General features: G+C 33.8%; 11 protein-coding genes. All 11 read right to left on the bottom strand.

The window, feature by feature from the left end:
* Positions 1–47: 47 nt before the first annotated feature.
* The 11 genes from U9K52_RS01575 to U9K52_RS01530 all read right to left on the bottom strand — a co-directional run bounded on the left by U9K52_RS01575 (position 48) and on the right by U9K52_RS01530 (position 11,703).
* Positions 48–491, bottom strand: coding sequence for a hypothetical protein (locus tag U9K52_RS01575; RefSeq protein WP_322924776.1), 444 nt, complete (start codon positions 489–491; stop codon positions 48–50).
* Between the two features lie 98 nt (positions 492–589).
* Complete coding sequence (locus U9K52_RS21365; RefSeq protein WP_416232845.1) at positions 590–733, bottom strand: T9SS type A sorting domain-containing protein; 144 nt, start codon at positions 731–733, stop codon at positions 590–592.
* Between the two features lie 37 nt (positions 734–770).
* A complete protein-coding gene (locus tag U9K52_RS01570; RefSeq protein WP_322924774.1) occupies positions 771–1,814 on the bottom strand; it encodes a hypothetical protein in 1,044 nt (347 codons plus the stop codon).
* Between the two features lie 76 nt (positions 1,815–1,890).
* Positions 1,891–3,153: a HAMP domain-containing sensor histidine kinase gene (locus U9K52_RS01565; protein ID WP_322924773.1), complete on the bottom strand. Its 1,263-nt coding sequence runs from the start codon at positions 3,151–3,153 to the stop codon at positions 1,891–1,893.
* 1 nt (position 3,154) lies between these two features.
* Positions 3,155–3,829, bottom strand: coding sequence for a response regulator transcription factor (locus tag U9K52_RS01560; protein ID WP_322924771.1), 675 nt, complete (start codon positions 3,827–3,829; stop codon positions 3,155–3,157).
* Positions 3,830–3,844: 15 nt separating this feature from the next.
* Positions 3,845–4,510 carry a phosphatase PAP2 family protein gene (locus U9K52_RS01555; protein WP_322924769.1) on the bottom strand — a complete coding sequence of 222 codons (666 nt, stop codon included), beginning with the start codon at positions 4,508–4,510 and terminating at the stop codon, positions 3,845–3,847.
* 67 nt (positions 4,511–4,577) lie between these two features.
* On the bottom strand, positions 4,578–5,027 hold the full coding sequence (locus U9K52_RS01550; RefSeq protein WP_322924767.1) for a DUF2147 domain-containing protein: 450 nt from the start codon (positions 5,025–5,027) through the stop codon (positions 4,578–4,580).
* 167 nt (positions 5,028–5,194) lie between these two features.
* A complete protein-coding gene (eptA, locus tag U9K52_RS01545) occupies positions 5,195–6,715 on the bottom strand; it encodes a phosphoethanolamine--lipid A transferase EptA (protein ID WP_322924765.1) in 1,521 nt (506 codons plus the stop codon).
* Complete coding sequence (locus U9K52_RS01540; protein ID WP_322924762.1) at positions 6,702–7,529, bottom strand: phosphatase PAP2 family protein; 828 nt, start codon at positions 7,527–7,529, stop codon at positions 6,702–6,704. Before U9K52_RS01540 ends, eptA begins: the two co-directional genes overlap by 14 nt.
* A 116-nt stretch (positions 7,530–7,645) precedes the next feature.
* Entirely contained in the window at positions 7,646–10,681 is a 3,036-nt protein-coding gene (locus tag U9K52_RS01535) for an efflux RND transporter permease subunit (protein WP_322924760.1), read from the bottom strand.
* A 95-nt stretch (positions 10,682–10,776) separates the two neighbouring features.
* On the bottom strand, positions 10,777–11,703 hold the full coding sequence (locus U9K52_RS01530) for an efflux RND transporter periplasmic adaptor subunit (RefSeq protein WP_322924757.1): 927 nt from the start codon (positions 11,701–11,703) through the stop codon (positions 10,777–10,779).
* Positions 11,704–11,705: the final 2 nt, after the last annotated feature.

Here is an 11,705-nt window from a genome sequence, read left to right as displayed (position 1 = left end):
TTCGGTCAGACAGCTTCCATTCAATAAACACTAAATTACTAACACATCTAATCTTTCTGAAGTTTTATAAAATTACCTTTTGCATCAAACAAAGCATCACCACCATACACTTCGGCTTCATAATTTACAGTACCATTTGCTTTTGTAATTTTTGCAGCTTCTTTGATCTTACCTAATTTGTTTTTTGTAATATAAGCTGAAACTGTTGCTGGTAACTGATTAGCTTTAATTTCAACTTCCTTTTCTTCTAAAGTTCCCTGTGCGTTATAAACAACACTCATTTCCTGACCTTTGTATTTAAAAGAGCCTTCAAGTTTTCCGCCTTCATCTTCCCATTCTGCTTTTGTATTAGGATAAGCCTTTTGAAATGCCTTTTCCACAACAGCCGGAACTTCTACATTCTCTTTTTTTTCATCTTTCTCTTTTTTCTTCTGAGAATATGCCAATGTACTTACGCATAATAGAGACATTGCTAACATTAAATTTTTCATTTTATAATATTTTAAATTAATACTGTAAAGTTGAAATTCAATTCTGTAGAGATACTGAATTTTGAAAGTAAATTGAAAATTTATTTGAAGAATAAATATTATTTTTTAATGACTTTATATGTCTTAACTCCATTCTTAGAATTTAAAGAAATGAAATAGACTCCATTTGGATATTTCTGGAAATCTATCTTGTTTGAAGCAAGATTAGAAACTTCCAGATTCTCACCTAAAACATTAGAAATAACATATTGACATCCTGAAAAATCAGCTTTTAAATCCTTAAAAAAAAATAGAATCAGAAGTAGGATTCGGATATATTTCCATCAAATTATTTGAACTTAAATCTGAGGTTTGAAGGTTGGTTGTAGCAGTTGCAAGCCAGATAACAGCATTTAAAAGCAATGGTTTGTGATTTCCGTTGCCATCTCCTGTATATCCATTGTAAAGACTGTCACCTGAATCTCCAGTTCCGTCATCAGGAACCGAACTATCGCCCAAAGCCACCACTTTTCCGGTACCATAACTTGCTGTTGCAACCATAGCTCCTGTAAGCCCTGTTGTAGAAGAACCTGTTTTAAAAATCAAACCCTGAACTGCGGAATTATTCACTTTATTAAGTGTCATAGAAGTCCCGTTTGAATATTGCATTTGTGTAGGATTTCCAACAATTCCGTGTAAAATTGTATTTGCTGGAAGTGAGGCAAAATTACTAGTAGTTTGACTAAAATTACCAAGATCAAAAGTAATCCCGAACGGATTTGTCTGTACGGTATTATTTTGCAGGATATCATTCCAGATCGCTGGTGAATCCCATCCATCATTGTTTCTGTCGCTGATGTTATGGTCGCTGATCATAAACAAACCGCCTCCATTTTGAACAAAGTTTACTAGCGCATTAGCCTCTGCTGTTGTAAATTTCAGATTAGGTTCATCAATAATAAAAACTTTATAAAGAGAAAGATCCTGTGTATTAGTTAAATCACCATAGCTGATTCTTCCATTGTACGGTAAAGTTTCAACGGCATAACCCAATTTGACCAGATCAACTGCCCAACCGCTTAATGCGCCATTCCAATACGCTTCAGAGGTAGAACTTGTGATACCGCTTTGTGCGGGTGATGGAATTCTCTGAGGATTGCTTTGACTTCCACCTGTGGTGACAGTTCCATTGGAATTTGCTTTAAGATTATGCAGATCTGCATCGATCACCCAATCTGCATTACCAGCCATTTCAGCTTTCGTTGCATCAAATAAAATTTTAATCTGAGCATTGGATAAATGAACTACACAGATTAATGTAATAAGGGTAATAATTTTCTTCATAGAAGTAATTGAAATTTGTAAACATGGCAAAGCTGCAATTCAATTCTGTAGACATGCTGAATTTTTAGAAATCAGCTTATTTAAAACAAACTGTAAAAGAATGCCTGTTTTCTACAAAATCATACCGAATATCGTAATTATAAAGATTGCATATTTTTTTACAAATTTCAAGACCAAGACCTAAGCTTCTATTGTCATTTGACTGTTTCTTGAAACGTTGAAATAATTCAGATTCATTTAGTTTTCCTACACCATTCTTTGAATCATTACTGAAAGTGAGCGTTTCTCTATTAATTTCAATTTTTATCGTTTTATTTTCATCCGTATATCTTAGAGCATTTGAAAAAAGATTTCCGAACAGGATGTCGATCAAAATAGGATTTGCCGTAATTACAGAACTATTGTTGAATTGGATATCTAAATTTATATCCTTTAACTGCAAAGTATCTTTGTACTGACTGATAATGCCATCCAATACATCTTTGAGTACGATCCTTTCAACATTTGGAAACTGGTTATTTTCGATTTTGGTAAGCAGCAGTAATGTTCTGTTAATTCGCTGCATCTTTTCTCCGGCAGAAAAAATTTCGCTGATGAGTTCTGCCTGCTCTTCGGTGATAGGACTGGTCTGCATCAAGAGTTCCAGTTTGCTGGTAAAAACAGCAATCGGAGTCTGCAATTCGTGAGAAGCATTCTCGGTAAATTCTTTTTGGGCCTTATACAATTTGCCATTGCGATTCACCAGATCGCTGATTGAACTTTCAAGATCCTTAAATTCAAAAATTCTGGTTGGCATAAAATTAAGTTTGTCACTTATATCCACTCGATATCCCTTCATTTTATTGACAATATCATTAAACGGTAACCAAAGTTTCTTTGAAATTGAAAAATTAATTAAGCCAAGACCAACAATAAGAATCAAAATAAATACAAACTGAAGCAATAGGATGTTCTGTAAAAGATCCTCATCTTCGATCATTGATTTTTGAATGCGGATCACATAGTTTTTTCCATTTACACTGACATTAGAAAGCAGAACACGGTGCATAACGGTTTCATGATCAGCTTCTACAAATACAGGTTCATTGAAAGATTGTTCAGATTTCCGAAACTTCTCCTTTATAGGCGTTATTGTTATATTATTTTCAAATGTTGAAATAGCATTGGGCTTTTCAGTCTTCAATTTATTTTCAATCCAGCTTTTTTGCTGCTTCATGCCTTCATCAAGACCTTTAAGTAATAAATGCTGCAACGAAACGTAGAAAAGAGGAATAGCAATAAGAGATATTATCGTTGAATAAATAATATATCTACGTGATATGTAATGTATAAGTTTCATATCAGATTTCATATTTATATCCCATACCATAGACAGATTTTAGGTAGTCGTCACTTCCGGCCTTAGCAAGTTTCTTTTTTAAATTTTTAATATGAGCATAGATAAAGTCGTAATTATCATACAGATATAAATCTTCTCCTGAAAGGTGTTCTGCAATAGCGGCTTTTGAAAGCACTCTGTTTTTATTGACTGCAAAATAAAGCAACAAGTCATACTCTGTTCTTGTAAGATCAACGATATGATTGTTTACCGCAACTGTTTTGGCCAATATATCAATCGTAATTTCATTCAGGATCAAAATATTATCTCCATTAAATTTTCTACGCCTAATAACTGCAGCGATTCTCGCGCTCAATTCCGATAAGTGAAATGGCTTGGGAATATAATCATCTGCTCCTAATTTTAATCCTTCAATTTTATCTTCTATTGAGTTTTTGGCAGAAATAATAATAACACCTTCGGTCTTATTATTTTCCTTTAAAAACTTAAGGACATTAAGACCGTTTCCATCGGGCAATGAAATATCTAATAATATACAATCGTAATCGTAGGAATCCACTTTTTCGATACCGTCGGTGAAATTACCTGCGACCTCACATAGATAATTTTCCGATTTTAAATAACTGACTATGCTTTTACTTAAAGCCACTTCGTCTTCTACAATTAATATCTTCATAAAGATTTTTTTTAGTTAAAGTTTACTACCAATCCAAGAATCTTTGAGATAGTAGTGGCCCGTGATAAATAAAAACAAGATTCCTAAAATAAATCCACCAAGCACATCCGTAAACCAATGTGCTCCTAAATAAACCCTGGAAACAGCACCCATAAAGATCATTCCGAGACAAGCAGCTGCAAGAAATATTTTCATTTTGTTACTGAAAATTTTTAAAGTCATTATAATCATAATTATAGATCCAAAAAATACGGTGTAGAACAAAACGTGTCCACTTGGAAAGCTTTGATATTTGGTATCTTCCAGCAGTAGTACAAGGTCTTGTGTAGGTCGTGGCCTGTTAATTAATATCTTAAGACCCAAACCTAAAACTCCTGAGAACAAAGTCGATATCATTAGAAGAGCTTCCTTTTTATGTTTCTTCAAAGCCAAAAAAGATGAGAAAAATATTACTATAATAACAGAAACTGTTGTTCTTCCTAAAGAACTGATCCCTATCATAACATTATTGATATATATATTTTGGTTTTCTTGTATCTCCTTTGAAATGTGAATATCCAGATATTGGGGAGGTTCTACCATGACATATAAGCTGAGTAAAACGAAAGTAATCAGGCATACAGTAAAAATACCCGCTAATAAAGGTTTTAGATTGGTATCATTGAAAAAAAATGGTTTCATAAATTTTAATTTATAGCGACAAAATAAAAACCTAATTTTGAATTAATTCTGAATTTGGATTTCAGTGTTATTTCTCTTTAATTCTTGTGAAGTAAAGAGATCTACCCAGATATTTCCATTTCCAATAGCCTCGAACATACATTTGTCCTTCATCATTAATTTCGGCAAAAGCGTCCCAGGTTTTTCCGCTTGAAGCATCGTAAATCTTTCCATTTTCCCATTGTTGCTTTTGGGAATTATAATTCAATCCTTCCAAAATATCCATTCCGATAACTTTAGTACCCCGTAATTTTGGATTTGGATTGTGAGAATCAACACGTGTGTTCATCGGAGTTCCACTTCCCAATCTTTCATCAAACCAAATCACTTTTGCTTTAAAAGAAATCCCTTCACGATAAATATGAACGGCTACACTTTTGTCTGTCGCCATCCATTTTCCTAAAATGTCGTCCTTCGATGTTTGACCGGAAATATTTAGGAAGAATAAGAAAGAGAGCAATAAAAAAGATTTTTCCATTTTGAAGTAGGGATCTATTATTTTTTTAAAAATTAATTATCACCCACAAATATTTATGGAAAAACTGTATAGAATCTGAATTCTATAAAGAAATGAAAAATTAAACCATCAATTTGTATAAAATTGATGGTTTTTAATTGTGGAAGTGATTATTATCTAATTATCTGCTACTTAAAAATATTCATATTCTCATCATAAATCGGACTTTGTACATTTAGAAAATTCAAAACGCTGTGGAAAACATTATGCTGAGACAATGTTTTATTCGGTTTCAATTGTTTTGAATCATCGGAAGACCAAACGATAAATGGAATTTCGTACTGTTCTTTTGGCGCCATACTCAGCGGCAATCCGTGCATATAAAGATTTTTTTCGCCCAAAGATTCACCGTGGTCGGAAACGAAAATCATTGCACTGTTATAATCTTTCAGTTGTTTCAAATCCTCAATGACTTTGGATAAAATATAATCAGTGTAAACAATCGTGTTGTCATAAGCGTTCATCAATTCGGTTTGAGAACATTTTCCCAATTCCACGCTATTACAAACCGGTTTGAATTTTTCAAATTGTAAAGGATATTTCTTACTGTAAGTTGGTCCGTGGCTGGTGCTTGTGTGAAGGACAATCAGTATTTTATTCTTTTTGCTTGCTAAAATCTGCCCGTTCAAATCAGTCAGAAGAACTTCATCATAACTACAGCCTTCGCCTTTACATTTTGGTACTAAAAAAGCTCTGTCCTGATAATTTTTTATGTGAACAGGAGGTTCTCCCCAGTTTGTGGTTCTCCAGATAACTTCAACATTATTTCGGTCTAAATAATTAGGTAAAATCTCATACAAGTCGCCTGTATCTTTATATTCCAAGATACTTTTCACACCTGCAGTTGTATAAGTTGCATTAGAATTCGCATTGAAATGATGGACATTCGGAATTTTCGAAAGCAATGGATTGGTATCTTTTTTATATCCATAAAGAGAAAAGTTCGCCCTTCTAACAGACTCTCCAATTACCAAAACAACAACCGATTTTTTATTGTCTTTTATAGTTGCATTTGGCAGTAAAATTTCCTTTTGATTTTTCTGACTTTTATGAATGTAAAACAGTGAAATATTCACCGAATAAGACCAAGGCATTGCCAATCCGCCTAGTGTTTTTGAGTTTTTATCAATCCAAAGCCAATTGCTTGCATTTACGAAAACCATCGTCAGCATAAATAAAAGTGTAAGAGAAATTGTAATGAAAAATTTCTTCAGTGGAACAGTGGTAACTTTAGCTTTAATGATATAGATGCTTGGAAGAATTCCCAATAAAAGAACATATAATACTAGTTTAAAGGAAAAAAAAGTGCTTGATTCAGAATAATTTGTATTCAGAACATTTCCAATCATACTTTCATCAATAATAACGCTATATGTATTGATAAAATATACTGCGATTGAACTAATGATAAAAGTAATAACCAATAAAAATTTTCCTACATAACGTGACAAAAAATAAAACAGATAGAAAGCAAAAGCATTGGCAACTAACATTAAAATTATTAAACTAATGATAAGAAAAATACCGCTAATACTTTTATAATCAACGTTTTCAAAAACAAAACTGAAAAATGGAAAATGAAAAAACAGAAAATTTAGTAAACTTATCAATAAAACAAAATGAATCAGTTTTATATTATTTTTTAACATATACCGTAACAATTTTATATAATGAAACCACTAAGCTAACGAATGCTAAATAAAAAATAATCAAATTTTCATTAATTATTCTGTTGATTAATGAAATGCAGCAACCAGAAAATAACAGAATAAAAATTGGATAATATTTTTTATTCCCAATCCAACTCCAGATTTTATATTTTCGGCATATAAAAATTCCGACAAGTCCGGAAACAAATCCAATAATTCCGCCAATAATAGTATCCAGCGGATAATGTGCTCCTACTCCAACCCTCGTCAAAATAAGAATGAAACCGACAAACAGTATGGCAAAAATCCATAAAATTTTATACATTATTTTCTTGGGAAAAAATGCAAATAATACAATCGTAAGCGATGTAAAAATCGTAATCGAATGTCCCGAAGGAATACTGTTATGACCTGCCAATGTTTTTCCTACAATCACAAAACTGTTGTTATCAAAAGCTCCCGCCGGTCTTGGAACTGCAAATATTTTCTTCAATGAACTTGAAAATAAACAAGATAAAAGTGAAGCAGATAGCAATGCTTCCCACATTTTTGGTGCTGAAATAAATATCAAAGCTAAAAATGATGAGAAAATAAGCGCATCTCCAAACTGAGTAAGATTATATTCCAGATTCGGAAACTGACCTAATCTTGAATTCAAATTATAAAAACATTCCTTCTGAGCCTGAATGTATCCTTTAACAGATAATGCATTTTTGCTATATAGAAATCCAACAATTAAAATCAAAAGAGCTAGTGGCACAAGGAATATAGAAAGTTTCAGTCGTGAATAATTTTTGATGACAATCGTATTCATAATTATTTTTGATTACAGATTTTAAATACTTTTTAGCTTGTAAAAAAATTTCTGTAAAAATGAAATCCGACTTTGTAGAAATTCTGAATTATTTCATTGCCAATTTTAACAAATCATTAATTGTTTATTTCATCTTGATTAAATTTGATTTTACTTAATAGTGTTGGCAATACGATCAATAAAAGTGGTAAAGCCACAATGAATCCACCAATAACCGCAATCGCTAAAGGTTGATGCATTTGCGCTCCTGTTCCGATTCCCAATGCTAAAGGCATTAACGCAATGATAGCTCCTAAAGCGGTCATTAATTTGGGTCGAAGTCTTGTACTGATAGCATAAATTACCGCCTGTTCTTTTGTTTTCGTTGCTAAACTTTCATGAAATTGCAGATAAGTGAAAATGGCATTTTCGCCGATGATTCCGACCATCATAATGAGTCCTGTGTAGCTTCCGACATTCAGGGGTGTATTCGTTAGAAACAATAATAAAATTCCTCCCGAAAGTCCTAAAATAGATACAAATAAAATGATTAAAGCCACCAAAACATTCCGGAATAAAAACAACATCACAGAAAACACCAATAAGCTGGAAACCACCAAAATGATGAGCAATTCTTTAAAAGACTGCTGTTGTTCCGCATAAGCACCGCCATAAACCACAGAATATCCGCTTGGTAGTTTTATTTTCTGATCAATCTGTTTCTGAATTTCCTGAATCGTTCCGCCTAGATTTCCGTTATCCAATCTTGCCGTTACAATTCCTAAAGTCTGTAGATCTTCCCTGTTTACCTCAGCTGTACCGGTAACAACGCTTACTGTCGCAAATTCGCTCAGCGGTTTTAAAGTTCCATTGGGCAGAGCAATCATACTGTTGTTGATATCACTTAAAGACTGGTTGCTTTTTTCATTGTATAATAATCTTATCGGTGTATACTGAACCTGATCAAAAATATTTCCTGCAACATTTCCATCCAGATTGGCCTGCAGCTGATTCTGAAAATCTGGTAATGAAATATTATACTGTGCTAAAACAGGCAGTTTCGGAGTGACAACCATTGATGGACCTGCAATTACAATTCCGTCGAAAACATCGGCTGTACCGTTTACTTTTTCTACAATTCCTGCAATCTTTTGAGAATAATCTTCAATCACCTTTTGGTCTGTCCCAAAAACTTTGATTTCAATCGGCTGAACACTGCTCATCAAATCACCTAACATATCTGTAATTACCTGTCCGAAATCTACAGTCAACGGTAAACCTGAAGCATCAATTTTTGCACGTATTTCATCGGTCACTTCATTCGTGGTTTTACTTCTGTTTTTCTTTAATTGAATTAAATAATCTCCCCGATTGGGTTCTGTAATAAAAAATCCCATTTGCGTTCCCGTTCTTCTGCTGTAAGCCTGAACTTCCGGTGTTGAAGTGATAATTTTTTCAACTTCTTTTAATTCTCTGTCGGTTTCTTCCAGTGAAGTTCCCGGGGGTGAATTGTAATCCAAAACAATACTTCCTTCATCCATATCCGGTAAAAATCCTGTACTGATATTAGGAAGAATAACCGCTGTTAAAACAATTAATATTAAAATAAATGCATAACTGAATAATGGTTTCCTAATGAAAAACCCCACCCATTTTCTTTCTTTCACATCGTGATGCTGAAGATTATTTTCTTTTTTCTTGCCTGACGATAAAAGTAAATAAACGATGGGTAATAAGATCCAGGTTGCAAAGAATGAACAGATCAACGTTATAATCATTGTATCTGTCATTACCTTAAAATAAGCTCCTGCAACTCCACTCATCAACATAAATGGCAAGAAAATCACAATTGTACTAAGCGACGAACCAACCATTGCTTTTAATAAATAATTAATTGCTTTTTGCACTAAAGTTTTGGAAGATTTTTCAGGATGTTCTTCGTGAGTTCTATGGATTTGTTCCACGACAACAATTGCGTCATCAATGATTAATCCTATCGCAGCTGCAATTGCTCCCAAAGTCATAATATTGAAGGTCTGTCCCATCGTATAAAGAACCAACATTGTAAGACTTAAGGTGATCGGGATCGTGATCAAAATAACCGCACTCGCTTTCCAGGAACGGAGAAAAATAATGGCAACGATAATCGCCAAAACCAATCCGATCCATAAAGCATCGGTAACACTTTTGATGGAATCATTTACAAAATCCGCCTGAACGTAATACGGTTTTAAAACCAAATCTTTCGGTAAAGTTTTCTGCAATTCAGCAATTTTAGCTTCCATTGCTATACTTAAATCCACAACATTGGCATTTGGTTGTTGTATGATAGCAATCAGAATACTTTCCTGTCCGTTGGCATTAACTTTAATATATTGTTTGGCATTATGAACATTGATTTGAGCAATATCACCCAACAAAACAATTCGGTTTGCGTTGTTGCTTACAACCAGATTTTTCAACTGACTTTCATTGCGAATTTGAGCATCAGTAAGTGTTAAATATAAATATCGGAAATCAGAAGAATATCCATTCGATTTAATGAAGTTGGTATTTTTAATCGCCTGTTCCACAGAAGAGGGGGCAATTCCCAATCTCGCCATCATTGCCTGATTCATCACAACACGAAATTCCTTGTCCTGTCCGCCAATAATTCTGACTTCACTTACTCCTGGAACTTGCGAAAGAAAAGGCTTGATGGTATAAAGTGCCAATTGTTTTAATTCAATAGGATCTTTTGAACTGGAATTCAACGAGTATCCCATTACCGGTAGAATCGACGGATTCATTTTCTCAACAGAGATATTAACGTCAGGCGGTAATTGATTTCTAACCTGATTAATACTGCTTTCTATCTGCTGTTTGGATAAATCAACATCTACATTCCAATCCATAAAAGCGGAAATTTCGCAGCTTCCACGGCTCGTTGTACTTTTCAAAACCTGCAAATCCGGTACTCTTTTCACCGCATCTTCCAAAACTTTGGTCACTCCAATCGTCATTTGATTCACAGGTTGTTGACCTGCATCTGAAATAATTTTTATTTTCGGAAAAGTAATTTGCGGAAATAAAGCCGACTGAATTTTAGTGTAAGAATAAATTCCTCCTGCTAAAATCAGGAAAATCAATACCAGCAAAGGACTTCTGTAGGTTACAAAAAAAGACTTTTTCATCTGTAGTTATATATTTTTTTAAAATTATCAGATGGAATTCGCCAAAGTAAATTCTGTTATCATTCGACGAGATTCCATTGGCTCATTTCATCGGATTAAGGTTTTTGTATTTTCACAGTTGCAGTATCACTCAATCCAAAGTTTCCTGATACAATTACTCTGTCTTTCGTTGTTAGATTTCCCGATTTAATTTGAATATATTTATCGGTTTCGACTCCTTTTGTAATGTCTGTTTTTACGGCTGTCGTATCATTAATTAATTTCATTACCCAAAAAGAAGATTGCGTTTCGTCACTAACTACTGCCATTTTAGGAACTGAGAGTCCGTAAGCGGAAGTTTTGGAAAAGCTAACGGTACCAATTAAATTCTCAGGAATATTGTTACTGGAAACTTGTAATAACACTTTTACGGTTTGAGAAATCGCATCAACAGAAGGCATTACCTTTGCGATTCTTCCCTGCAAAATTGTATTGTCGGGCAAAGTTATCGGTAAAGAACCTTTGCTTTTAATGATTTGAAGATATTCATAAGGGACATCGACTACAAAACCAAAACTACTTGCATCGGTAATGGTTGCTAAAACTTCTCCGTCCTGTACATAATCTCCGATTTGATGATTGAGCGCAGCAACATATCCGTTTGCCGGACTGGTAACTGTTGTTGTTCCGTTGAAACGAAAAGATTTGTCCAGTTTATTAATGGTATTTCCCAATGCTCTTGCTTCTTTGGTCTGCAATCGGAAAAGTACCGAACCCTTGCCAACGTGATCTGCCAACTTGACGGTCATTTTTGTAATATAACCTGTGGAATTGGCTTTCACATCTGATTTAAGTAAATAAGTTGCCGTTGCATTCAGCGTAATTGTATTATTCAGTTGAGCTGTATCAGATGGATATGTAACGCTAACCAACGTTTTAGGTTTTGCAGCTGCTGCAGTTGTATCAGTAGGAACAGTTTCGCTTGTTTTATTACAACTGAAAACAAGGATAGATACTATGATGAGAGTAATTATATTTTTCATAA

The organism is Chryseobacterium sp. MHB01 (genome assembly GCF_034651565.1).
GTDB lineage: Bacteria > Bacteroidota > Bacteroidia > Flavobacteriales > Weeksellaceae > Chryseobacterium > Chryseobacterium nepalense.
This window is presented reverse-complemented; position numbering and strand designations above follow the sequence as displayed.

Coding starts and splice junctions, on each gene's coding strand:
- U9K52_RS01575 (WP_322924776.1), bottom strand. CDS start 491: ATGAAAAATTTAATGTTAGCAATGTCTCTATTATGCGTAAGTACATTG.
- U9K52_RS01570 (WP_322924774.1), bottom strand. CDS start 1,814: ATGAAGAAAATTATTACCCTTATTACATTAATCTGTGTAGTTCATTTA.
- U9K52_RS01565 (WP_322924773.1), bottom strand. CDS start 3,153: ATGAAACTTATACATTACATATCACGTAGATATATTATTTATTCAACG.
- U9K52_RS01560 (WP_322924771.1), bottom strand. CDS start 3,829: ATGAAGATATTAATTGTAGAAGACGAAGTGGCTTTAAGTAAAAGCATA.
- U9K52_RS01555 (WP_322924769.1), bottom strand. CDS start 4,510: ATGAAACCATTTTTTTTCAATGATACCAATCTAAAACCTTTATTAGCG.
- U9K52_RS01550 (WP_322924767.1), bottom strand. CDS start 5,027: ATGGAAAAATCTTTTTTATTGCTCTCTTTCTTATTCTTCCTAAATATT.
- eptA (WP_322924765.1), bottom strand. CDS start 6,715: ATGTTAAAAAATAATATAAAACTGATTCATTTTGTTTTATTGATAAGT.
- U9K52_RS01540 (WP_322924762.1), bottom strand. CDS start 7,529: ATGAATACGATTGTCATCAAAAATTATTCACGACTGAAACTTTCTATA.
- U9K52_RS01535 (WP_322924760.1), bottom strand. CDS start 10,681: ATGAAAAAGTCTTTTTTTGTAACCTACAGAAGTCCTTTGCTGGTATTG.
- U9K52_RS01530 (WP_322924757.1), bottom strand. CDS start 11,703: ATGAAAAATATAATTACTCTCATCATAGTATCTATCCTTGTTTTCAGT.